The 24168-nt window shown below is 63.5% G+C and carries 20 protein-coding genes; 11 read left to right on the top strand and 9 right to left on the bottom strand.

Features of this window, described 5'->3' with window-relative positions:
- The first annotated feature begins 8 nt into the window (after positions 1 to 8).
- The 8 genes from ASD07_RS20095 (at position 9) to ASD07_RS20065 (ending at position 12087) form a co-directional block, all read left to right on the top strand.
- On the top strand, positions 9 to 4709 hold the full coding sequence (locus tag ASD07_RS20095; protein ID WP_055934337.1) for an NAD-glutamate dehydrogenase domain-containing protein: 4701 nt from the start codon (positions 9 to 11) through the stop codon (positions 4707 to 4709).
- A gap of 108 nt (positions 4710 to 4817) precedes the next feature.
- Positions 4818 to 5807, top strand: a complete 990-nt coding sequence (locus tag ASD07_RS20090) for a succinylglutamate desuccinylase (protein ID WP_055934335.1) — start codon at positions 4818 to 4820, stop codon at positions 5805 to 5807.
- 46 nt (positions 5808 to 5853) lie between these two features.
- Positions 5854 to 6366, top strand: coding sequence for a DUF1993 family protein (locus tag ASD07_RS20085; RefSeq protein WP_055934332.1), 513 nt, complete (start codon positions 5854 to 5856; stop codon positions 6364 to 6366).
- A gap of 215 nt (positions 6367 to 6581) precedes the next feature.
- Positions 6582 to 7697, top strand: coding sequence for an NADH:flavin oxidoreductase/NADH oxidase (locus tag ASD07_RS20080; protein ID WP_055934329.1), 1116 nt, complete (start codon positions 6582 to 6584; stop codon positions 7695 to 7697).
- 117 nt (positions 7698 to 7814) lie between these two features.
- Complete coding sequence (locus ASD07_RS20075) at positions 7815 to 9290, top strand: APC family permease (RefSeq protein WP_082507465.1); 1476 nt, start codon at positions 7815 to 7817, stop codon at positions 9288 to 9290.
- Between the two features lie 3 nt (positions 9291 to 9293).
- On the top strand, positions 9294 to 10511 hold the full coding sequence (locus ASD07_RS31470) for a PD40 domain-containing protein (protein WP_200953828.1): 1218 nt from the start codon (positions 9294 to 9296) through the stop codon (positions 10509 to 10511).
- Positions 10412 to 11242 (top strand): S9 family peptidase, encoded by an 831-nt coding sequence (locus ASD07_RS31465; RefSeq protein WP_200953827.1) that lies wholly within the window; start codon positions 10412 to 10414, stop codon positions 11240 to 11242. Before ASD07_RS31470 ends, ASD07_RS31465 begins: the two co-directional genes overlap by 100 nt.
- A 32-nt stretch (positions 11243 to 11274) precedes the next feature.
- Positions 11275 to 12087, top strand: a complete 813-nt coding sequence (locus tag ASD07_RS20065) for a hypothetical protein (RefSeq protein WP_156398103.1) — start codon at positions 11275 to 11277, stop codon at positions 12085 to 12087.
- A gap of 94 nt (positions 12088 to 12181) precedes the next feature.
- Here the strand turns inward: ASD07_RS20065 and ASD07_RS20060 are convergent, their stop codons facing one another.
- Genes ASD07_RS20060 through ASD07_RS20040 form a run of 5 tightly spaced genes read right to left on the bottom strand, consistent with a single transcriptional unit; the run spans position 12182 to position 17871 of the window.
- A complete protein-coding gene (locus tag ASD07_RS20060) occupies positions 12182 to 12466 on the bottom strand; it encodes a YkgJ family cysteine cluster protein (protein WP_055934320.1) in 285 nt (94 codons plus the stop codon).
- Positions 12467 to 12474: 8 nt separating this feature from the next.
- Entirely contained in the window at positions 12475 to 14631 is a 2157-nt protein-coding gene (locus ASD07_RS20055) for an FUSC family membrane protein (protein ID WP_055934317.1), read from the bottom strand.
- 7 nt (positions 14632 to 14638) lie between these two features.
- On the bottom strand, positions 14639 to 16324 hold the full coding sequence (locus tag ASD07_RS20050) for a M14 family zinc carboxypeptidase (RefSeq protein ID WP_055934314.1): 1686 nt from the start codon (positions 16322 to 16324) through the stop codon (positions 14639 to 14641).
- Positions 16325 to 16374: 50 nt separating this feature from the next.
- Positions 16375 to 16938, bottom strand: coding sequence for an NADPH-dependent FMN reductase (locus ASD07_RS20045; protein WP_055934312.1), 564 nt, complete (start codon positions 16936 to 16938; stop codon positions 16375 to 16377).
- Between the two features lie 33 nt (positions 16939 to 16971).
- Positions 16972 to 17871: a LysR family transcriptional regulator gene (locus tag ASD07_RS20040; protein WP_055934309.1), complete on the bottom strand. Its 900-nt coding sequence runs from the start codon at positions 17869 to 17871 to the stop codon at positions 16972 to 16974.
- Positions 17872 to 17962: 91 nt separating this feature from the next.
- Between ASD07_RS20040 and ASD07_RS20035 the strand changes: the two genes are divergently transcribed.
- Both ASD07_RS20035 and ASD07_RS20030 read left to right on the top strand, forming a co-directional pair.
- On the top strand, positions 17963 to 18577 hold the full coding sequence (locus tag ASD07_RS20035) for a glutathione S-transferase family protein (RefSeq protein ID WP_055934308.1): 615 nt from the start codon (positions 17963 to 17965) through the stop codon (positions 18575 to 18577).
- Positions 18574 to 18897 carry a multidrug efflux SMR transporter gene (locus ASD07_RS20030; RefSeq protein ID WP_055934305.1) on the top strand — a complete coding sequence of 108 codons (324 nt, stop codon included), beginning with the start codon at positions 18574 to 18576 and terminating at the stop codon, positions 18895 to 18897. Before ASD07_RS20035 ends, ASD07_RS20030 begins: the two co-directional genes overlap by 4 nt.
- Before the next feature lie 120 nt (positions 18898 to 19017).
- On the opposite strand, the gene ASD07_RS20025 is transcribed toward ASD07_RS20030, so the two are convergent.
- Positions 19018 to 21180, bottom strand: a complete 2163-nt coding sequence (locus tag ASD07_RS20025) for a S46 family peptidase (protein ID WP_055934302.1) — start codon at positions 21178 to 21180, stop codon at positions 19018 to 19020.
- A gap of 273 nt (positions 21181 to 21453) precedes the next feature.
- Positions 21454 to 21723 carry a GlsB/YeaQ/YmgE family stress response membrane protein gene (locus ASD07_RS20020; RefSeq protein WP_055934298.1) on the bottom strand — a complete coding sequence of 90 codons (270 nt, stop codon included), beginning with the start codon at positions 21721 to 21723 and terminating at the stop codon, positions 21454 to 21456.
- A 130-nt stretch (positions 21724 to 21853) separates the two neighbouring features.
- Between ASD07_RS20020 and ASD07_RS20015 the strand changes: the two genes are divergently transcribed.
- Complete coding sequence (locus tag ASD07_RS20015) at positions 21854 to 22951, top strand: hypothetical protein (RefSeq protein WP_055934294.1); 1098 nt, start codon at positions 21854 to 21856, stop codon at positions 22949 to 22951.
- An 86-nt stretch (positions 22952 to 23037) separates the two neighbouring features.
- Here ASD07_RS20015 and ASD07_RS20010 read toward each other — a convergent pair whose 3' ends face one another.
- A complete protein-coding gene (locus ASD07_RS20010) occupies positions 23038 to 23604 on the bottom strand; it encodes a YceI family protein (protein WP_055934291.1) in 567 nt (188 codons plus the stop codon).
- A 15-nt stretch (positions 23605 to 23619) separates the two neighbouring features.
- Complete coding sequence (locus ASD07_RS20005; RefSeq protein ID WP_055934288.1) at positions 23620 to 24165, bottom strand: YceI family protein; 546 nt, start codon at positions 24163 to 24165, stop codon at positions 23620 to 23622.
- Between the last annotated feature and the right edge of the window lie 3 nt (positions 24166 to 24168).

Below are 24168 nucleotides of genomic sequence, written 5' to 3'. Positions count from 1 at the left end.
AGAAGCAGATGAAACAAATGCCACAAGAGTTGCGCAAGCAAACGCTCGAACTGGTCAAAGCCAGCGGCCCGATTGCACAACTGATCGAAGCCTGGCTCGGCTCCCTCGACGATGAAGACCTGGCCGACCTGTCCCCCGGCAGCCTGGCCCCGGTCCTTGTGGAAGGTTTCACCCAGCTGGCCAAGCGCACCGGTACCGGCTGCCAGATCGCCAAGCTCCAATACCAGGAAGCACGCGGCGGCCACGCTACCGCGCTGCTGATCGTCAACGACGACATGCCTTACCTGGTCGACTCCATCGTGATCGCCCTGCGCAAACTGCGCGTCGGCTCCAACGGCGTGCTGAATGCCGTGCTGCCGGTGCGCCGCGCTGCCGACGGTTCGGTGGAAGCAGTCGGCCAGAAAGGCGACAAGCTCGAATCCATGGTCCTGTGCCTGCTGTCCGAAAAGCTGGAAGACGGCGCACTGAAAGAGCTGACCGAGCGCATCGAAATGGTGGCGCGCGACGCCGCCATTGTGAAGCGCGACCAGGCCGCAATGAAGGAGCGCTTCACTGCCGTCGCCACCGACTCCGCAGGCCATGGCGAAGAGGGCCAGGAAGTAGCAGCCTTCCTGCAGTGGGCCCGCGACGAAGGCTTCGAAGTGCACGGCTACGCCTACTACCAGGTGAAGCCGGGCGCGCGCGAACTGGAACGCGACATCGCTAGCCGCATCGGCGTGCTGCAGGACACCGCGCACCCGATCTATGGCACTTGCCTGGCCAATATCCCTGGCGACTTCGACACCCTGTCCAAGCGCGCCCACACACTGTCGATCGTCAAGGCCGACGTGGGCGGCACCCTGCACCGCGACCAGTCGCTGGACTTCATCGGCGTGCGCCACACCGACGGCAAGGGCGCCATCCTGGGCGAGCACTGCTTCGTCGGCCTGTTCACCCGTGCCGCCAACCTGACGCCGCTGGCCCGCCTGCCGTTCGCGCGCGGCCGCATCGCTCAAGTGCTGAAAATCGCAGGGGTGCGCGAGACCGGTTTCCGCGCCGAGAAATTCATCGAGATCCTGGAATCGCTGCCGCGCACCGAAGCGCTGGAAGCGGAACCGGAATGGCTGGCTGAAGTCTGCGGCGCCGTGGTGTCGCTGTACAAGCAGCCGCGCGCCAAAGTCTTTGCCCGCCGCGACGTCTACGCCCGCCACCTGAACGTGCTGGTCTACCTGCCGCGCGAACGCTACTCCGCTTCCGTGGCGCACGCACTGGCGCGCGCCCTGCAGGAAAGCTCGGGCGCCACCCACGTCAGCTCGCAAACCCTGGTGTCGGACGGCCCGCTGGCGCGCCTGTACCTGATCGCCCACGCCGCGCGCTACCCGCTGGACCTGGAAAGCGATATCCAGCGTCCACTGCTGACGGTGCTGGACGGCTGGCATGACCAGTTCTCCGAACTGGCCGACAAGGTCGGCGAAGAGCCTCTGCGCAACAGCCTGCGCAAGCTGTGCTCCACCTTGCCGGTCGACTATGTGGCCGCAACGCCGCCAGCAGTGGCCTTCCACGACCTGGACAAGATCCTGCGCAACGGCGTGGACGAGCGCGTCGCAGTGCGCGTCGAACTGCCTTCGGACAGCAACGCTTCCACCACCATCCGCCTGTATTCGGTGGACCGCGTGCCTGCACTGTCGTCGATCCTGCCGGCGCTGCATAACGCCGGTGTCGCCATCGAGCGCGAATCCGCCCACACCATCCGCACTGCGGACGGCAAGAAGCACTACGTGACCAGCCTGGCAGTCGATGCCCAAAGCGCGCTTGAGCTGTCGCGCCCTGGCGTGGTGCAAGTGGCGGAAGACCTGTTCAACGCCCTGTTCAACAACGAAGCCGAAGACGGCCGCCTGAATGGCCTGGTCGTTGAGGGCGGCCTGCGCCTGCGCGAAGTGCAGCTGGTGCGTGCCTACATGAGCTACTGGCGCCAGGCCGGCACCCAGTTCACCGTGCGCTACATGGCGGAAATCCTGCGCCGCCACCCGGCGCTGGTGAAGGAGCTGGTCGACGCGTGGAAAGAGCGCTTCGACCCGGCGCTGCCGGAAGCAACCCGCACCGCCGCCAGGGACAAGCTGCTGGCCATCAAGGGCCGCCTGTCTTCGATCAACCACGCCGACTCCGAAGTGATCTTCGCGGCCATGATCGACCTGATGCTGGCGACCCTGCGCACCAACTACTTCCAGAACGCAGGCCAGGGCGACAAGATCATCTTCAAGTTCGACACCAGCAACCTGCACCTGGTACCGGAACCGCGTCCGTTCCGCGAGATCTATGTGTTCTCGCGCCGCTTCGAAGGCGTGCACCTGCGCGGCGGCCCGGTCGCCCGCGGCGGCCTGCGCTGGTCGGACCGCATGGAGGACTACCGCACTGAAGTCCTGGGCCTGGTGAAGGCGCAGATGGTGAAGAACGCCGTGATCGTGCCTGCCGGCGCGAAGGGCGGCTTCGTCTGCAAGCAGATGCCGAAAGACGCGCCGCGCGACGTGATTGCTGCGGAAGGCGAAGCAGTCTACCGTTTGTTCATCGCCAGCCTGCTGGAAATGACCGACAACCGCGTGCTGGGCAGGATTGTTGCGCCTGAAGACACCGTCCGCTACGACAACGACGACCCGTACCTGGTGGTGGCTGCCGACAAGGGCACCGCAACTTTCTCCGACATCGCCAACAGTATTGCGGTCAAGCGCGGCTTCTGGCTGGGCGACGCGTTTGCGTCCGGCGGCTCCAACGGCTATGACCACAAGAAAATGGGCATCACCGCCAAGGGCGCGTTCGAAGCGGTCAAGCGCCACTTCTACGAGATGGGCCACGACATGAACACCACCCCGTTCACCGTGGTGGGCGTGGGCGATATGTCGGGCGACGTGTTCGGCAACGGCGTGCTGCTGTCGAACCAGATCAAGCTGCTGGCGGCCTTCGACCACCGCCACATCTTCCTCGACCCGAATCCGGATACCGCGAAATCGTTCGCCGAACGCCAGCGCATGTTCGCGCTGCCGCGCTCCTCGTGGGAGGACTACAGCAAGGACCTGATCTCGAAGGGCGGCGGTGTGTTCCCGCGTACCGCCCGTACCATCGAGCTGTCGCCTGAAATCCGCGCCGCGCTGGACATCGCGGAAACCTCGCTGACGCCGGAAGAGCTGATGCACCGCATCCTGCTGGCGCCTGTGGACCTGTTCTACAACGGCGGCATCGGTACCTACATCAAGTCTTCGACCGAAACCCATGCGCAGGTGAAAGACCGCGCCAACGACAATATCCGGGTCAGCGGCAATGAGCTGCGCTGCAAGGTCGTATCGGAAGGCGGCAACCTGGGCGCGACCCAGGCCGGCCGGATCGAATTCGCGCTGGCCGGCGGCCGCATCTTCACCGACGCGATCGACAACTCGGCCGGCGTGGATTGCTCCGACCACGAAGTGAACTGCAAGATGTGGCTGGACGTGGAAGTGAACGCGGGCCAGACCACGGAGGCGGCGCGTAACCAGCTGCTGAACGACATGACCATGGAAGTCGAGCGCCTGGTCCTGCGCGACAACACGCAGCAAACCCGTTTGCTGGTACGCGAATTCCAGGCCCAGTCGGAAGCGCATGTGCAGGACGGCTACGCCGACCTGATCGCCGACCTGGAAGAGGAAGGCGCACTGTCGCGGGAGCTGGAGCACCTGCCAAGCGTGGCCGAACTGGCGCGCCGCAAGGCCGATGGCCGCGGCCTGACGACGCCGGAGCTGGCGGTTGTCATCGCCAACGTGAAGAACCGCTACAAGCGCCTGCTGTCGGCGCTGCCGCTGACGGATGAAAGCTGGGCGGAAAAGGTGCTGCGGCCTTACTTCCCTGAGCAACTGGTGGCAACCCGTCCGCCGCTGAACCATCCGTTGTCGAACGCCATCCTGGCGACCGTACTGGCGAACGAAGTGGTGAACCGCTGCGGCCCATTGATGATCCGCGACCTGGCGGCTGCCAGCAACGGCTCCGAACAGGATGTGATCCTGGCCTGGGGCCAGGCATGGTCGGCGCTGGACCTGGCGCCGATCTTCGACACCCTGGATGCCGACGCACTGAATGTGCCGCGCAATGTAGCGATGCGCGTCGATGCCCGCACCCGCGCCATGCTGAAGGCGGTGATGGAAGGCGCGCTGGGCGTGTCGAAAGACCAGCTGCGCGGCGCCGGCATTGCCGAGCTGACCAGGCTGTTCGCCGATCCTGCCACCGTGCGCAAGATGGCTGCCGACGTACAGTCGGAAGCTGCCACCCACAGCGGCCTGCGCGCCGAGTTCGTGCAGGCATGGAATGCGGTCGATGCGCTGGAAGGCGTGGCGGCATTCGTATTCGCGGCGCTGTCGGTCAAGCGTCCTGCGGGCATGGACCTGCCGGGCTTCCTGGCGGTTGGCATGGCCCTGCGTTCGCAGGCGGGTATCGATACGCTGGAACGCGGCCTCAAGCTGCCGGCCACGTCGAAGTCGCAGGAACATTTGCGCAGCTACGCGCAGCAAGCCTTGCGCCGCACGCAGCAGAAGTTGCTGTCGCAGGTGCTGGCACGCGCCACCAACGGCCATGACGCGGCCGAGGCGGTCGAGCTGGTGACCTGCACCCTGGGCCTGTCCGGCTATGCAGCGTCGGCGGACCTGGAGCAGGCGATGCTGGATGTGTGGGCGTTGTCGGAGGCGGTCAACGCGGTTGGCATGGCGGCCTGAAACCCGTCCCTCAATCAAGTATGCGGCCGCCGCGTATAAGTGTCAGACCCTGCGGGTCTGACACTGGTTTCCCGGTTTTAGCGGAGCAGAAAGTAACAGCAACAAAGAATGGCAGATAATCAAACGATCCCCCCCGCAGTGCGCGCCCTCGCTGAAGCCGACTTCAGCGCGGTAGCAACCCGCTTCACCTCCGCCGGCTTCAAGGTGGCCCAACCCGCCGACGGTATCCTCACGATTCGCAGCCAGCAGCCCGGCCGCCCAGCAGTGCTGGTCTCGGTCGGCGTGCACGGCGACGAAACCGGACCAATCGAGCTGGTAGCCTACCTGCTCGACGCCCTGGCGCAAGACCCGCAGGCGCTGCAGGTCGACCTGATGCTCTGCGTCGGCAACATCGGCGCCATCCGCCAGGCCAGGCGCTTCATCGATGCAGACCTGAACCGCATGTTCCGCGCTGAACGCGGCGCCCTGGCCGGCACCGCCGAAGCCGCCCGCGCCGACGTGATGATTGCAGCGACCAGCGAATTCTTCGCCGGCGCCGGCAAAGAACGCTGGCACCTCGACCTGCACACCGCAATCCGCCCCAGCCTGTACCCGACCTTCGCCATCGTCCCCGACCTGGTCGCAGACGACGCGAAACGGCAACTGGTCGGCTGGCTGGGCGAGGCCGCCATCGGCGCCATCATCATGAACCCATCGTCGGCCGGCACTTACAGCTATTACAGCGCCGAGCACCACGCCGCCGCCGGCACCACGATTGAGCTGGGCCGAATCGGCACCCTGGGCCAGAACGACCTCACCCAGTTCGAGGACGCCAGGCTGGCGCTGGAGCGCCTGCTGCGCGGCAAAGCCCCGGCGCAAGGCGCCAGCGAACCGCACGTCTTCAAGGTTGCCCAAAACATCATCAAGCTGAGCGACAACTTCAAGATGGCCTTCGGCAAAGAAACGCAGAACTTCACCGCGCTGAAGAAGGGCGACGAGATCGCCCGCGACGGCGACACCGTCTACACCGTGCAGCACGATGAAGAACTGGTGGTCTTCCCCAACCCCGACGTTCGCATCGGCCTGCGGGCCGGATTGATGGTCACACGCGTCAATTGAAGGATTGCGCTACACTTCCCGGACACCCACCGGAAAGGAGTAGCGCATGTCCCTGTCCATGTATAAAGTTTCCGCGCCCGTTTTCGTGCGCGGCCTGAACGTGATGGCGAGCCTGCTGCGCAAGGCGCAGGCCCACGCCGAGGAAACCGGCAAAGTCCCGGAAACGCTGCTGTCGGCCCGCCTGGCCGACGACATGCTGCCGCTGACCGCACAGGTACAGCGCGCCAGCGATACCAGCAAACTATCCATTGAACGCCTGAGCGGTATCGCCGCGCCGAAATTCCCCGACAACGAAGCCAGTTTCGAGCAGCTGCAGGAGCGCATTGCGAATACGATCGCCTACATTGAAAGCGTGGGGGAAGAGCATTTCGCGAACAGCGAAACGAAAGAGGTGGCACTGAGTTTCGGCAGTTTCAAGCCAACCTTCACTGGCGAGAGCTATATGCTGACTTTCGCGCTGCCGAACTTCTACTTCCATGTCGTGACGCTGCACGACATCCTTCGCAACCAGGGCGTCAAGATCGGCAAGATCGACTACCTGGGTCCTTACCAGGGTTAAATGCTGACCTGCAGGGCGTAGGTCGCTGCCATGGTCAACAGGAGCACGCTCACTGAGATCGCTTTCATTGGATTGAAGCGGGACGACACGGTCGGGATTTTACGGTACATGGCTGGCTCCTTCTCAGTAGCGGTTTTGCATGCTTCGCAGGTTACCAATGCATGCCGCGCCAAGCTAGGCGTAAGCCTGTATCAATAGTAAGTACTTGTAACTTTATGAGCCACCTGTTCTCCCCTTATGCACTGGGCCGGCTGGAACTGGCGAACCGCATCGCCATCGCGCCCATGTGCCAATACTGCGCCAGTGAAGGCCTTGCGGCCGACTGGCACATGATCCACTACGGCCACCTGGCGCTATCGGGCGCCGGCCTGCTGATCCTGGAAGCGACCGCGATTTCTCCCGAAGGCCGCATTTCGCCGGCCGACCTCGGGCTGTGGTCCGACGCACACCGGCAGGCCCTTGCACCCGTCGTGCAGGCGATCCGCCGCCACTCGCCAATCAGGCTCGCCGTGCAGCTGGCCCACGCGGGGCGCAAGGCTTCCAGCGCACCGCCATTCGAAGGCGGGCAGGCATTGCCGCCGGGGCAGGGCGGCGGCTGGCAGACGGTCGCCCCTTCGGCGCTGCCGCATGCGGCCTCCGATCCCGCGCCGCTGGCGCTCGACGATGCCGGGCTGGCCAAGGTCAAAGCCGATTTCGTGAACGCCGCTTTGCGCGTGCATGCCCTCGGCATCGAAGCCATCGAACTGCACGGCGCCCACGGCTACCTGCTGCACCAGTTCCTGTCGCCGCTGGCCAACCAGCGCAGCGACCAGTACGGCGGCGCGCTGGAAAACCGCATGCGCTTCCCGCTCGAGGTGTTCGATGCCGTGCGCGCAGCGCTGCCGCGCGAAGTGGCGATCGGCATGCGCCTGTCGGCCTCGGATTGGGTCGAGGACGGCTGGGACATCGAGCAAAGCGTGGCGCTGGCGCAGCAGTTGAAACAGCGCGGCGCCGACTTTATCCACGTCTCCAGCGGCGGCGTCTCGCCGCTGCAGCAAATCCCGCTCGGCCCGGGCTACCAGGTCCATTTTGCGCAGCGCATCAAGGCCGAAACAGGCTTGCCGACCATCGGCGTGGGACTGATCACCGAGCCGCTGCACGCCGAAGCGATCATTGCCAACAGCCAGGCCGACATGGTGGGCCTGGCGCGCGCCATGCTGTACAACCCGCGCTGGCCATGGCATGCGGCCGCCGCGCTGGGCGCCCAGGTTGCTGCACCGCCGCAGTACTGGCGCTCCCAGCCCCGGGAAATGAAAAACCTGTTCGGCGAAACCCGCCTCGGCCAGCGTTAAAAAACGCGACTCCGTGGGGCGCCCGCCACGGTTGCAATTCCGGCATCAAAATCCTTTAGGAACAGCAACTGCGAGGTCTTATAATCGTGGGGTTTTTTTGTCCTGAAGGATATGCCTGTGAATCAATCGCTGGTCCAGAAGCTGACCCGTACCAAGCCGGCCCAGGTGGAGTCGGATGCCGGCACGAGCCTGCACGGGGAGGGCCTTAGCCGCTCCATCGGGCTGTTTTCGCTGACGATGATCGGCGTTGGCGCCACGATCGGCACCGGTATCTTCTTCACCATGGTCGAAGCGGTGCCGAAAGCCGGCCCCTCGGTGGTGCTGTCCTTCCTGCTGGCGGCGCTGACCGCCGGCCTCACCGCGCTGTGCTACGCCGAGCTGTCCTTCCGCGTGCCGGCAGCCGGTTCCGCCTATTCCTTCGCCTACCGCACGCTGGGCGAGTTCATGGCGTTCATTGTTGCCTTCTGCCTGCTGCTCGAATACGGGCTGGCGGCCAGTGCGACAGCGATCGGCTGGTCGGACTACCTGAACAACTTCCTGGTCAACGCTTTCCACTGGCAGATCCCGGAAAGCCTGCGCTCGCCGATGATCGTATCGACGCCGAACGGCACGGTGTGGCATATGGATCACTTCAACCTGCCGCCGATGATCCTGGTGGCGCTGTGCTGCTTCCTGCTGGTGCGCGGCGCCAAGGAGTCGGCTACCGCCAATGCGGTGATGGTGATGATCAAGCTGGCGATCCTGATCTTCTTCTGCGCCGTCGCCTTCACCGGTTTCGACACCGCCAACTTCACGCCGTTCATCAAGCAGACGCCGGGCGAATGGCTGCCGGGTGCGAGCGGCATTGCCGCCGCTGCGGGGACGGTGTTTTTCTCCTTTATCGGCCTGGACACCATTGCCACCGCCGGTGAGGAAGTGCGCAACCCCAAGCGCAATGTCCCGATCGGCATCATCGCCGCCTTGCTGCTGGTGACCGTGTTCTACATGCTGGTTGCGATGGCGGCGATGGGCGCCCAGCCTGCGCATCTGTTCGAGGGCCAGGCAGCCGGCCTGTCCGTGATCCTGCAAAACGTGACCGGCAAGGCATGGCCTGCACTGGTGCTGTCGGCTGGTGCGGTGATCTCGGTGTTCTCCGTGACCTTGGTGACGATCTACGGCCAGACCCGCATCCTGTATGCAATCGCCAAGGACGGCCTGGTGCCGAAGACCTTCCAGAGCGTGAACCCGAAATCCCATTCGCCAGTTGCCAACACCCTGATCGTCAGCGTGGTGGTCGGCATTGTCGCTGGCCTGGTCGATTCCACCTTCCTGTGGGACATGGTATCGATGGGGACCCTGACTGCGTTCATCGTGGTATCGATTGCGGTGCCGGTACTGCGCTCGCAGGAACGCGCTGCGGGCACTTACACCAAGGGCGGCTTCCGCGTGCCTTTCGGTCCGTACTTCGTGCCTGGCCTGAGCATCATTGCCTGCGGCTACCTGATGATCAACCTGTCGCACGCCACCAAGATGATTTTCACTATCTGGATGGTGGTAGCGGTGCTGACCTACTTCATCTACGGGATCCGCAACTCCAGGCTTAACAAGGTATAAACAATGCAGGTCAAAGCAATCGCCCACACAGCATTCCTGGCTACGGCCATAATCTCTGGGGCGGTTGCCCAGGCGCGGTCTCCCGGCTCCGCCATCCGCGACTACCGTTCGGTCGCCATCTCCCCAGCCGGCGAGCGTGTGGTGTCGCTGGAATCCATCGACACCGGCAACGGCAAGCGCCCGCACCCCACCGTGGTAGTGCGCGATGCCTCGACTGGCGCCGTCGCCGCCGAATTCGATCCCTGTTCCTCCTGCAGCTATGACAAGCCGTCCTGGTCGCCGGACGGCAAGGCGCTGGCCTTTGTCGCCAGCGACAAGCGTGCCGCTTCGGCGTGGCTGTACATTGCCAGCAGCGGCAAGGCGCGCGCCATGGCCACCGTGCAGGGCGTCGCCAGCACCGCGCGCTGGTCGCCGGACGGCCGCACGCTGGCGCTGCTGGCCACTGTCGGCGCGAAGAAGGAGACCGGCGCCACCGCGGCCGGCGCGCGCCTGGTGGGGGAGATCGGCGCAGAGGAAGATGCGCAGCGCATCGCAACAATTCCGGCCGCTGGCGGCACGCTCAAGCTGCTGTCGCCTGCCGACACCTTCATCTACGAATACGACTGGACGCCGGATGGCAAAGGCTTCATCGCTACCAGCGCCAAGGGCAATGGCGACAATAACTGGTGGGTGGCCAAGCTGTCCCACATCGATGCCGCCAGCGGCGCGCTGCGCACCGTGGCCGGTCCTGCCACGCAACTGAATATGCCGCGCGTCTCGCCCGATGGCCGCACCGTAGCTTTCATCGGCGGCTTGATGAGCGACTTCGGATCGGTCGGCGGCGACGTCTATACCGTGCCGCTGGCGGGCGGTGAACCGGTCAACCTGACGCCGGGCTTCAAAGGCACTTTCAACACGCTGGCCTGGCGCGGCGAAGGCTTGCTGGGCAATGCCCTGATGGGCGACAAGTCGACCGTGCTCTCGCTGGACCTGCAGGGTCATAGCACCTTGCTGCGTTCCGCCGCCGTGTCGACCGGCGCCGGCGATGGGCGCATATCGTTCAGCGCAGACGGCAGCAAGGCCGCGGCGTTGCAGGAAGACTTCGAGCACGCTCCCGCCATCGTGGCCGCCCGGTTGGCGCCATGCGTGCCATCACCGACGACAACGCCCACCTGGCGCCGCAAGTCGCGGTGCAGAACATCAGCTGGAAGAGCGACGGCTTCAGTGTGCAGGGCTGGCTGATCGGCCCGCGCAGCACTGTGCCGGGCAAGAAATACCCGATGATCGTGCAGGTGCATGGCGGTCCCGCTGCCGCCGCAGCGCCGCGCTATATTTCGCCGGGTGAGCAGGGCAATCCGCTGGTGCGCGAACTGGTGGAGAAGGGCTACTTCGTATTCCTGCCTAATCCGCGCGGCAGCTTCGGCCAAGGCCAGGATTTCGCCATGGCCAACCGCCGCGATTTCGGCGGCGGCGACCTGCGTGACATCCTGGCCGGTGTCGACGCGGCGGCTGCTGCGTCGCCGGTCGACACCAGTCGCCTGGGGCTCATGGGCCACTCCTACGGCGGCTTCATGACCATGTGGGGCGTGACGCACTCGCAGCGCTTCAAGGCTGCCGTTGCCGGCGCCGGCATCGCCAACTGGATTTCGTACTACGGCCAGAACGGCATCGACCAATGGATGATTCCATTCTTCGGCGCCTCCGCCTACGACGATCCCGCGATCTACCGCCAGCTGTCGCCGATCGAATCGATCAAGGCGGCGCGCACGCCGACGCTGGTGTATGTCGGCGAGCGCGACGTCGAATGTCCGCCGGCGCAGTCGATGGAATTCTGGCACGGCCTGAAGGCCATGGGCGTGCCCACCTCGCTGGTGATTTACGAAGGCGAAGGTCACGGCATCGGCGAACCGGAGCACCAGCAGGACCTGCGCAAGCGTACCATCGAATGGTTCGGGCGCTACCTCGCTGATTGATTATCCTTGCAGTACAAACCGAATAAAAACCAATGCGTATTCTCTCAAGCATCCTCCTCGCAGCCGTGATCAGCCAGCATGCCGCTTCGGCAGCGGACGCCGTGCCGCTCGAATTCATTAACGGGATCCCGTTCCTCAACGTTTCGGTCGGCGCAACGTCGTCGCGCATGATGTTTGACTCCGGCGGCCGCCTGGGCATTTCCGTTCCTGCGGAGACCATCACGAAGTCCGGGTCGGTCCAGGTGCTCGAGGAGAAAAAGAAGTTCAAGGACTTGCAAGGCAACGCCTACGAAACACCGCGCGTTATCGCGGGGAAGGTCGTCATCGGTTCCACCATGCTCGCGCCGGTGCAAGGCCAGGTCCACATGCAGTGGGGCGGCGCCCCCGAAGGCCCCGAAGCCGAATTGACCAAGGCGCGCGCAGGCGGCGCCATCGGTCTGGAAGCCTTTGCGAATTTTCCGCTGATGTTCGACTACAAGCAGCGCACCCTGTCGATCCTTGATGCGAGCGAGGTTATCGAACTGCGGCAGCCGAAGTGGCGTGCCCTGGATCTCAAGTACGGCAACGAGGGGCCAGTGGTAACACTGCAGGTGGAAGGGAAGCAGCTCAAATTCGTGCTGGACACTGGCGCCCAGGTAAACGTCATCCGCTTTGGTGCGGCGTGCGACACCAACCAGGCATGCGAGCTGCGCGACATGAGCGGGGCGCTGAACCTGAGTATGAGGATCCACCGCATCAAGCTTGATGGCGCCCCGTTTGACGGCGTCCTTGGCGCGCCATTCTTCCGCAGCCATCGGGTTGTGTTCGACGTAAAAGGCGGCAAGCTGTACGTCTCGCCAGTGTGACAGCTGGAGGGGTTGCAGCGATGCCCGGCGCCAGCTGCAAGTTGTACGTTAATGGCAAAGCGCGCCGACCCTTGGCGAAGCAATACGCTAGCGCTCAGATGGGCGGAAGCCCGTGCATGGCGCGGGCTTGGTTGCATTCAGGGGTGTATTCGATGAACTCGCGGCAGGTGGAGGAGCGCTCGGCGTAGATGCTGCAGCCGACCTCATCGCCCACCTCGCCGGAAAGCGCGATGCAGCGCACGGGTTTCGCTTCCGTGCCGCGCATGGCGGCACGGTGGGGCGTGATGGGGACTGTCAGATGTGCGGGGACGGCTTCACCCCAGTAGAAGGACACCCTGAAACTGGCGCAGCATGCGCCGCATCTTTGGCAGTGCGACATCCCTCTCCTCAATCACCGTTTGTAACGTTGCGAACAATCGCCTCACTATGAACGATGATTTTATCCGCATCTGCCTGAAGCAGGCGGATGCGACGCTGTACCAGCGGCCAGCCGGACCAGGCGACTTCCGGTTCAGCCTCGGGCTCGCGGCGCAGCGGCGCAGCTGGCGGGCTTGCGCCGGTATGGCGCGACAGGGCCACCGTCAGCGTACGGCAGACGGTGGCGTGGCTGGTGTCAAGCATGGCGTTCACCGCATCGCTCGGGATATCGCGTACGTGGCGGCGCAGGATCGCGCGCAGGGCTGCCACGTGCGCCACCAGCAAATAGTTCTGCACGATGAACAGGTTGATGTCCTCGGCCGCGCGCTGCTTGCTTTCCGGTTCGTCCAGCATGCGCACCAGCGCGGCGCTGAGCGCAGCCAGGGTTTCCATCAGCCGCTTGCGCTGGATGCGGTAGATGAAGTCATTGCGATACTTCCCTTGCAGCAGGTCGAAGCTGGCTTCCATATAGCTCAGGTTCACCGACAGCACCAGCTTGACCAGGTGCGGCAGCGATTGATACTCCCAGTTCGCCAGCACGAAGCTGAAGGCGGTCGCAATCGCGGCGCCGACGAAGGTATCCACCAGGCGTTCGGAAATCAGGTTGCTGCTCGGCGCCACCAGGTACATCCACAGCAGGATCATCACCGACACTGCGATCGCGGCGTAGCGATAGCGCAGGTAGATGAAGGTCGGCGTGGCGATGGAGGACAGTACCAGCACCGCCAGGATAGCCGCCGGATGGTCCATGAACTTCAGCACGACAGCCGTGATGATGCAGCCGATGATGGTGCCGACAATGCGGTCGGAACGGCGCTGCTTGGTCATGCTGAAGCTGGGCTTCAGGATGATCACGATAGTGAGCACGATCCAGTAGCTGTGCGCCTTGTAGGGCAGCATGGCGCCGATCGCCAGTCCTGCGGCAATCGCCATCGACACGCGCAAGGCGAAGCGGAACACCGGCGAATCCATGCGGAAGTGCGACACCATCAGCTGCAGCTCGTACTTCTGCTGCGACAGGAAAGGCTGCATGTCCATATCGCGCCAGAACGGCGTGTCTTCATACACCTTCTGGCTCGACACGTGCAGTTCGCCGATCATGCGGATGATGGCGGTGATCTTGTTGCGCTGGGCGCGCAGCACGGTGACGGCTTCGCGGCGCGGCTTGCCGGCGTCGAGGTCGTCCTGCAGGCCGGCGATCTGCTGTTCAAGGGCCATCAGTTCTGGCGTGTAGTCGACTTCCGGATAGGAGGCGCGCTTGCGGGTCACGGCGTAAGCCACCGATTCGATATCGCGCGCAGCCTTGTACGCCAGGTCGTGCAGCGTGCGCAGTGCGGGCGAGTCGAGCAAATGGGTGCGCAGCGCCGCATAGTCGGTGTGGGTAGCGAGCACCTGCTCGTACAGGTCCAGCATGCAAACGTGGATCTGCACCACCACCGCGTCCTTGCGGTTGTTGTGCGCGCGCAGGATCAGGTCGCGCGAAGCCTGCTGGCGGTCGGCCAGCAAGGCCTGGTGTCGTACCAGCTTGTTGAACTGCTCGGTGAGGTTGTAGCGCGTGTCGTAGAAGTCGGCTTTGATGTCGATATAGGCCGCCAGCTCGAACAGCGCTTCCGCCAGCACCTGCTGCTTGATCCGGTGGCGCAGCACGTAGGCGACGCCCATCGCATATGCCAGGTAGGCCAAGGCGCCGAACATGAACAGGCCGGCATGCGCGAACGACTGCGCCGGCGTCAGTACATGCTCGGTCGACATGGTCATGATGAACAGCGTCGCCAATTGCAGCGGCATCGACTTCTTGCCATACACGACCATCATGCTGGCAAAGAAGCTCACTGCCACCAGCATCGGCATCAGCAGCCAGTAATACGGCCCGCAAAGGCTGATCAGCAGCGTAACGGCGGTGCATAGCAGCACCGATGCCATCATCTCATTGAACTTGTGGCGCAGTGGGCTCGGCATGTCCATCAGCGCGGTGCACAGCGCGCCGATGCCGATCGACATCGCGATATGGATGTCGGTCAGCCACATGGCCAGCGCAATAACGCCCACCAGGCCGGCGCCGAAGCGCAGGCCCAGGTGGAAGTAATGGCTGTAGAAGAATGTGCGGGGGTCTAGTGCGTAGTGCATGGCCCTCTTACACAATCGACAGGACAGGGTAGCGGCGCCATTCCGGCTCGCGCTGTCGCTGGCAGTTGTGGAAGATGAAGTGCAGCACTGCGTCCTTGTCCTTCACCAGCGCCGGGTTGGCGGCTTTCCAGCTCTCGAACCTGGCCTTGGTTTCCGGTTCGGCGGCCAGGATGTCGGCAGCCAGGTCTTCGAACACGTAGTCGGAGATGTTCTCCTTGCGCTCCAATACGGAGTTGAAGAAGCCCCAGCGGAAGAAGGAATCGTGGCCTTGCGGTTCCAGCGTTTCGACGGCGTAGCGCGCGTTGTCCTGGTCCAGCGAAATGTACCAGTCGCCGGCGCTCAGCTCGAACGCGGCTTCGCGTTTCTCGACTTCCACTTCGTCGTGGAACATATGGCCTTCGTAGGCGTTCGGGCGCGAGGTCACGCTGTTGATGTGGTAGTACTGGGCTTGCACGGTGGTTGGCGCTTCGATGCGGGTCATCTGCACGCCGTTCCATTGCAGGCGCTCGATTGCCTCGCGCCATTGCTGCGGGACGACATAGGCTTTCGGCGCCTTGACCACGGCGTCGGCAGGGAAACGGTTGAACCACTTGATGTCGCGCGCCCATGGCTTGCTGCGGTCGTAGGACAGGCGGATGTAGTCGCCCAGCCGCGACGGGCTGCGCTGCGCCTCATAGCCTTTGAAATGGAAGGTGCCTGGATTCTCTTCATCCATGCGCCAGGTGACGGCCCATTCCTTCTGCTTGCGCTGCGCAGCCTTGGTGGCGGCGCGCATGGCTTTGATCTGCTCGCCATGCTTGACGGTGAAGTTGCGCACGGTGTCGACCAGGGCGCGCATCGACTCGTAGCGGTCGGCGTAAGGCTTCAGCATATGCGTCTCCGGCATGAAGCCGATGATGTTATGCAGTGCGGTGAAGCCGGTCGAGAAGCGTGCGGTTTCCAGGAAGTCGGCGATGCCGTCGTCCGGCGTTTCCACCACAGGATTCACGTACGGGCAGGTCGGCCAGCCGGCGGCGGCCATGTCTGCGTAAATCTGCGGCAGCATGGTGTCGCGCAGGAATTCGCCCAGTTCGCCTCCCAGCTTGTCGCACTGGGTATGGATCAGGGTCATGGTGTAGCTGTAGTCGGCGCCGTTGGAGGTGTGGGTGTCGACCATCACGTCCGGATCCCAGGCGGTAATCAGCTGGTTGAAGAACTTCGCGTTCAGCGTGTCGCATTTGACGAAGTCGCGGTTCAGGTCCAGGTGGCGGCTGTTGCCGCGGAAGCCGAACAGCTCCGGCCCGTCCTGGTTGGCGCGCGAGGTATTTTGCCGGTTCAGGCAGCCGTCCACGTTGTAGACCGGGACGAACAGCAGCACGGTCTTGCCCAGGCTGGCCAGCAGCTCCGGCTTGAAGCACAGGTCGCGCACCGTCGCCATGCAGGAGTCGATGCCTTCCGGCTCGCCAGGGTGGATGCCGTTATTGTTGAAGAAGACCGTACGGCCTTCGCGTTTGATCGTTTCGCGGTCGAAAACGCCGTCGGCGCTGACCACGCCCACATGCAGGGGGATGCCGCCGTCCGATACGGCTGCCTGTTCAAATTTCAGGATATTCGGGAAGCGGCGTGCCAGTTCTTCGTAGAAGGCGATGCACTCGGTCCAGAGGGTAGTCTGGTTCTTGTTGCCTTTTTCGTAAGGCGTGAGCAATTCTTGCATGGTCTGGATCTCAGGTTTCTGCAGTGGGGGAGGTCAGCGATTTTACCAAATTACGCCTTGCGGCCGTTCGCCTCGACCCATTTCGCGTAGGCGGCAGCCCAGCCGGCCAGCACTTCCCTGGTCTTGTCGTTATTGACCTTGCCGTCTTCGCCGACCAGCGCGCTGCCGTTGCCGATGTAGACCTCGGGGCCTGGCATGACCGGCGCGTTCAGGGTCACCATGGTCTGGCGCACGTTATGGTTGCCGGCGAAGCCGCCCACCGCGCCGATGGAAGCGGAGATCACGCCCACCGGTTTGGCGTTCCAGATGCTGTGTCCCCATGGGCGCGAGCCGACGTCGATCGCGTTCTTCAGCGCGCCCGGCATGGCGCGGTTGTATTCCGGCGTGGCGAACACGATGCCGTCCACGTTGCGCAGCTTGTCGCGGAAGGCGGTCCATGCCGCAGGCGGGGTATGCGCGTCGTCCAGGTCCTGGTTGTACAGCGGCAGGTCGCCGATGTCGACGAATTCGAATTGCAGTTCGGCTGGCGCCACTTCCACCAGCGCGTTGGCGAATTTGCGGTTCAGCGAATCCTTGCGCAGGCTGCCGACGATGAGGGCGATTTTCTTGGTCATGGGTGTGACTCCTTGTAAAACTGACAATGTACATCAAGCGGGGAAAACATGTGCGTCCTGTCGCAGCTCGTCGTACAGGAACTGGCTCAGGGCCTTGATGCGCGCCACGTTGCGCAGGTCGCGGTGGCTCAGCACCCAGAGTTGGGTATGGAAGCGCGGATCGGGCGGCGCCAGCTGTTCCAGTGTGCGCTCGCGGTCGGCCAGCATGCAAAGCAGGGGCGCCACGCCCATGCCGTTGCGCGCGGCGTCGACCATGGTCACCAGGCTGTCGGTGCGCACGGCAACTTGCGAGGGCGGCACATGTGCGGCCAGCCATTGCGCGGCGGCCAGGTGGGACAGGCTATCGTCCGGCACCACCCAGCGGTGCGCCGCCCAGTCGTCGCGCGCGATGCCTTCACGGTCGGCCCGGCGCAGGTAGGCGTGGGAGGCGTACAGCGCCGTCGCCAGCGCCCCCACCTTGCGCCCGACCAGGTTGGCCGGCGGCGTGTTCGACGGGCGCAGCGCCATGTCGGCTTCGCGCTGGGTGAGGTTGAGGAAGCTGTTGTTGACGACCAGCTGCAGCTGCACCGCAGGATGGGCTTCCTGGAAGCGGTGCAGGTAAGGCATCAGCAGGCCATGCGCCAGCGTGTCGGTCGTAGTCAGGCGGATGCTGCCGCGCAGTTCTTCATCCAGGCCGCCCACTTCGCGCTGGGCGCTGCCGATTTCCTCCTCGATGCAGCCGAGGCGGCCGCGCAGCGTTTCGCCGGCGCCGGTCATCACGTAGCCGGACTGCAGCCGCTCGAACAGGCGCACGCCGAGCGACTGCTCCAGGCTGTCGAGCCGGCGCAGCACGGTGGAGTGGTTGACGCCCAGCTCGCGCGCCGCCGCCGAGATCGAGCCGCCGCGCGCCACGGCGGCAAAGTAGCGCAAGTCTTCCCAGTCGAGTTTCTGCATATTTGCTTAACCGTTCTGCTGTTTTAGGGAATTCTAATGCGTTTTTGCGGGGCATACACTGGACTCCATCAACTATCGAAAGGAGCCGACCATGCTTATCCTGTACACCGCAGATACCCCCAACGGGCAGAAGATCACCATCGCGCTGGAAGAACTCGGCCTGCCGCACCAGGTGCACCACCTGAACCTGTCGGCCGGCGAACAGCACCAGGCGCCGTTCAGCGTCATGAGCCCGAACCACAAGATTCCCCTTCTGGTCGATGACACCACGCCGATCTTCGAATCCGGCGCGATCCTGATCCACCTGGCCGACAGGGCAGGCAAGCTGCTGCCGGCTTCCGGCGTGGAGCGCAGCGTGGCGCTGCAATGGCTGTTCCTGCAGGCAGCCCATATCGGACCGATGCTGGGGCAGTTGTGGTTCTTCCGCCATGGCGTGGCCAAGGGCAGCCCGCGCAACGAGCAGGCGCTGGAGCGCTACGGCCGCGAAACCCTGCGCCTGCTGGGCGTGTTGGAAGAGCGCCTGCGCGACAAGGCCTACCTGGCCGGCGACGAATACACGATTGCGGATATTGCCAGCTTCCCGTGGATACGCTCGCACCATGAGCTGGGTGTCACGCTGGCCGATTTTCCGGCGGTGGCGGATTGGGTGGAACGCATCGCGGCGCGTCCGGCCGTGCAGCGCGGCCTGGCGGCGGCAAAGCCATGATCGCCGCCTGGGGCCTGTTGCTGGCCGCGGCACTGGTGGACATCGCCATGGCCGTCGCGCTCAAGCACGCCGAAGGCTGGACGCGGCTCTGGCCCAGCCTGGCAGGTTTGGCCTGCGCCAATGGCGCGATCGTGCTGCTGACAATGGCCTTGCGCCAGCTGCCAGTGGGCACGGCATTTGCAGTCTTTACGGGAATCGGAGCGGCGGGCGCCGCCCTGGTAGGCATCGTGGCATACGGCGAAAGCGCCACGCCGCTGCGGCTGCTGCTGATCGCCGCCATCATCGCCAGCATCGCCGGCCTCAAGCTCACAAACGGCTGAGCCCGTGTCACACCTTGGGGTCACACCCCAATGGTGACACGGGCTCAGCCGCGGAATGCTTGTGCTCGTGTCACACTTGGGGTGTGACCCCCTGGTGTGACACGGGCTGGGCCGTATGGCTTATTCGGCCTTCATTTCCTTCAGCAGGTTGTCGGCCTTGTCGATGTACTTCATGTTCCACAGCATGTAACGCAGGTCGACCTGGATGTCGCGGGTCTTGGCTTTGTTGAAGTCCCAGTCCGAGATGATCGAATCGAGCGTGCCGTCGAAGGCCAGGCCTACCAGCTCGGCTTTCGAGTTCAGCGCTGCGGAACCGGAGTTGCCGCCGGTGATGTCCAGCGTGGCCAGGAAATTCACCGGCACGGACTTCAGCTTCGGATCGAGGTACTTGCCGAATTCCTTCTTGTTGATCGCGTCGAGCTGCGCTTGCGGCGCATTGAACTCGCCTTCGCCGGTGGCCTTGGCTTTCACGCCGGCCACGGTGGTGAAGGCGGACCAGCCGCTGGTACCGTCGGCGCCGGTGTCGCGGCCGGCGATCTTGCCGAAGGTGACGCGCAGGGTGCTGTTGGCATCCGGGTATACAGCCTGGCCTTTGGAGTTCATGTAGGCGATCTTGGCCTTCATGTAGTTGCCGTAGGCTTGCTGGATCTTGCCACCCAGTTCTTCCTCTTCCGCTTCACGCTTCATGGCGTCGTCGTACAGCGCTACGGCAACCTTGATGAAGGCGTCGTCGCTGGCCTTGAAGTCGGCGACCGACTTGCCCAGCCATTCGGTGCGGAAGGCTGCGTCTTCCAGCCTGGAGCCGGCGTACAGCTTGTCCAGTGCTGCGGACAGTTCGGCTTCGCTCATGCCGGCCTGGATGCCCATCGCGGCGTCAAACACTGCGTTGTGCTCGGACGCCGGCTGCGCGGCATAGTGCTTCATGTTGTTCAGCACGATGGCCTTGTTCACCTTGGCGGAGTAAGTCTTGTTCACGCCTTCGATGGAAGCCTTGATACGCTTGGCATCCCGTTCCTGGAAGCCGGCTTTGCGGTCGGCGTTGGGCTTGGCGTTTTCGTTGGCCAGGCGGTACATGAGGCGCGCTGCGTTCAGCAGCGTTGGCGCAGACTTGTCGAGGAAGTAATCGCGCTTGGCTTCAGCGGTACGCTGCGCCATCAGCTTCTCGACGTTTTCCAGGTCGGCGCCGAAGGCTGCCTTGCGCTTGGCATCGGCGTTGACCCATGCCTTCAGCGCTTCATGCTCTTTGGTCTTGCGCTCGAGGATGTCGCTGCCTTCGAAGCTGTTCAACATGCCCTTGCGGTTCTTGTAGTAGTTGTTGATGTTTGCTACCTGGCCGGCTACCTTCAGGGCCGCATCGCGGTCGCCTTTGGTTTCGCGGTCGATGATTGCCAGGGTCTCGTTCGAGTTCTGGATGAAGGCAGGGTATTCCCAGCCGAAGGTGCTCGACACTTCGGATGGCAGGCGATGGCGATTGGTGCGGCCCGGGTAGCCCAGTACCATCACGAAGTCGCCTTCTTTCACGCCTTCCTTGGCCAGCTTCAGGAAGGACTTAGGCTGGTACGGTACGTTGTCCTTGGAGTAGTCGGCAGCCTTGCCGTCCTTGCTTACGTACGCGCGGTAGAAGCCGTAGTCGCCGGTGTGGCGCGGCCACATCCAGTTGTCGGTGTCGCCGCCGAATTTGCCGACGCCGGCTGCCGGTGCGTGCACCAGGCGTACGTCGCGGATCTCCAGTTGCTTGATCTGGTAGAACTCCAGGCCGCCGTAGAAGGAAGACACGGTGCAGCGGTGGCCTTCGTCTTTTTCGCATTCTGCGACCAGGGCTTTCTGGTTCTTCTCGATCGCGTCCACGCGCGCCTTGCCCTGCAGCTTGGCGACTTCCGGCGTGATGATCTTGTCGGTGACGTTCAGCACTTCCTTGGTCACGAACACGCGGCTGCCCGGGGACGCCGGCAGTTCTTCATCGAAGCTGTGCGCCACGAAGCCGTTGGCCAGCAGGTCGCGTTCCTTGGTGGAGTTGACCGCCACGCTGTTGTACACGCAGTGGTGGTTGGTCACGACCAGGCCTTGCGGCGACACGAAGGATGCGGAGCAGCCGCCCAGGCTCACGATGGCATTCATCGGGAACTCGGTCAACTTGGTCAGCGAGGCTGGGTCCAGCTTCAGGCCGGCGGCCTTCAGTTGCTTGGCTACTTGTGGCAGCTGCTGCGGCATCCACATGCCTTCGTCTGCGAAGGCGGCGGAGGTGGTGCTCAGGACGGCGAGCGCGAGGAGAGATTTTTTCATGGTCTTGAATGGGTTGTATTGGTGGCCTGCGGGGCTGGGCCGCAGGCGCCCTAGAGTATCGGCACGGCGACGCCTGGCGTCAACACCAAAAATAGGGCGTAAAGCTGAAGAAAATTCGGGCGCGGATGGGATTGTTGCTTTGCAGCATAAACTGCGCTTGGCGCAAGTGCAGGTAGTTGGTGCTGCGTTGGACTTTCCGCACGGAGAGAGGGTCGGTCGCGGCGAAAAAAAAAGCCAGCGCCGCGGCGCTGGCCTGTGAGGAACCTTTTTGTGCTACCTGACGCGTCCGCGGAAGACCAGGTTCACAATCGCCAGCAGGATTACCGCCCCGAGGAACGATACCGCCAGCGACAGCACACTGAAATCGTCCGTATTGATGGTGCCTGCCCCGAATAGCGGCGACAGCAGCCAGCCGCCCAGGAGCGCGCCGACAATACCCACCACCACGTTGAGGAACATGCCCTGTTGCGCGTCCGTTTTCATGACCAGGCTGGCCAGCCAGCCCAGGATGCCGCCAATCACAATCCAGATAATGAAGTTCATATCACCCCCTTTATTGTTGATGGTTCCAGTGTAGGACACGCGCGGGCGGATATTCCGTGCGCGAACGTACAGATTTGCAGGACGCCGCGGCCTATCGTGTGCTGGACTCATGCAAAAAGGGGGAATTCCCATGAAGACTGCAGACAAGCAATCCCGTATGGTGACCGGCCTGTTTCGTGATCGCAACAGTGCCGAACGTGCCTGGCAGCACGCCACTTCCCGCGGTTATGGCAAGGACGATATCAACGTCGTCATGAGCGACGATACCCGCCAGCGCTATTTCAATGGCCAGGCGGAGACGGAACTGGGTTCGAAAGCAGGGGAAGGTGCCGGCATTGGCGCCAGCGTTGGCGGCGCGATTGGCGCCGCCCTCGCTGCCGTGGCGGCAGTGGGCACCACCCTGGTACTGCCGGGACTTGGCATCGTGGTTGCCGGCCCGCTGGCGGCCGCGCTGGCCGGTGCCGGCGCTGGCGGCGTAGCCGGGGGGCTGATGGGCGCCCTGATCGGCGCCGGCATCCCGGAGGAGCGCCTCACGCACTATGAGGAAGGAATCCGCTCCGGCGGCATCCTGATGGGTGTGCAGACCCGTGATTCGGTCGATGCGGCCGATATTGAAAGCGCGTGGAAAGAGAGCGAAGGCGAGCACGTGGTCGGCGTCGGCGTCGGGACAACGGGCGGTGCGCTGGCCGGCGCTGCTGCCGGTTCACCGGCCGGGCTGCCGGGCATGGTTGCCGGCGCCGTGATTGGCGGCGTGGCTGGCGCCTTTGTCGGCAAGGGCACGGCGGAAATCGTCAACCCGCAACTGGAGGACGATGAAGATGACCATAACCTGGCCACCGGTGTCGGTGCCGGCGGCGGCGCCGCTGCAGGCATTGCGGCTGGCGCAGCGGCCGGCCCGATCGGCATGGCGGCGGGTGGCGCGATTGGCGCCCTGGCCGGCGGCATGGCCGGGCAGGGCATCGGAACCTTGCTCAACCCGAGCGAAGAACGGGTTTACTGGCAGGACCACTACCGCAACGAGGCCTACTTCGATCCCACCTTCGATTACGACGATTACGAGCCGGCCTATATGCTCGGCTACACCGCGCGCCAGCGCTATCGCGGCACGTGGGAAGAGCTGAAAGACCAGCTGGAACGTGATTGGGAATCAGTGAAGGGTAAATCGCGCATGGCATGGGAACATGCCAGGGATGCGGTGCGTGCCGCTTACGAGCGAGAATTGCCGTAAAAAATGTGCACCATGGGGTCAGGAACGAATGTGGACATTCCTCGCGGAAATGTCCACTTCTGTTCCTGACCCCGAGGTGGACATTTTTACTCGTCTTTGATGGCTTCGACCTGGATCGCCAGCTTCACTTCGGGAGCGAAGGCCGGGGTGGCGTAGTTCAGGCCGAAATCGGTGCGCTTGAATTCAGCCGTCGCGTCGGCGCCGCAGACTTCGCGCTTGTAGCGTGGGTGCATGATGCACTTGAACTTGTTGACTTTCAGGGTGACCGGCTTGGTCACGCCCAGCATGGTCAGTTCGCCTTCCACGGCCACCAGCTTGTCGCCTTCGAATTTGAAGTGCTTGCCCTTGTAGGTCACGTCCGGGAATTTCTCGACGTTGAACATTTCCGGCGACTTGGCGTGCGAGTTCATCTTGTCCATGCCGAAATCGATCGAGGCCGCGTCAATGGTGATGTCCATACTGCCGGTCTTGGCCGCGAGGTCCATCTGGATGGTGCCGCTGGTCTTGTCGAACTTGCCGCGCCAGACCGACAAGCCCATATGGTCGGCTTCGAAGCTCGGGTAGGTATGGGTCGGGTCGATTTTATAAGTCGCGGCGTTGGCGGCAACAGCCGATACGGCCAGCAAGGCGGCGGTCAGGAACTTCAGTTTCATTGTGTCTCCAGGGGTTTATTGAGCTACTACGTGGAACTTGATGGTCACTTCGTCAGCAACCATGCCGGTGTCCTTCCATTCGCCTTCACCGACGTTGAAGGCCAGGCGCTTGATCGGCAGTGCGCCATCGAATACTTGCTTGCCGCCGTCGGCTTTGACGGTAATCGGGAAGGTCACATCGGCGGCCTTGCCTTTGATGGTCAGCTTGCCGCTGACATTCAGCTTGCCCGGGCCGGCGCTCTTGATTGCGGAGGAGACGAAGGTGGCTTTCGGGAACTGGGCGGAGTTGAACCAGTCTTTCTTGGCTACTTCCGCATTCATTTCGGCTTCGCCCAGGTCCAGGCTGGCGGTCTCGATTTCGACCGTAGCCTTGGATGTGTCGGGCGCGGCAGCGTTGTAGTCGATGACAATATTGTGCTTCTTGAACTTCGATTCGATCGGCACGTTCATTTGCTTGAACACGGCCGATACGCTGCTCTTGGCAGGATCGGCTTTCAGCACGGCGGCGCTGGCTGCAGCCGCCACGGCCAGCAGGGCGGCCAGTAATACGCTTTTCTTCATGGG

The sequence above is a fragment of the Duganella sp. Root336D2 genome (genome assembly GCF_001425005.1).
Lineage (GTDB): Bacteria > Pseudomonadota > Gammaproteobacteria > Burkholderiales > Burkholderiaceae_D > Rugamonas.
The sequence above is the reverse complement of the archived record's forward strand: the minus strand, read 5'-3'. Positions and strand labels throughout refer to the sequence as shown.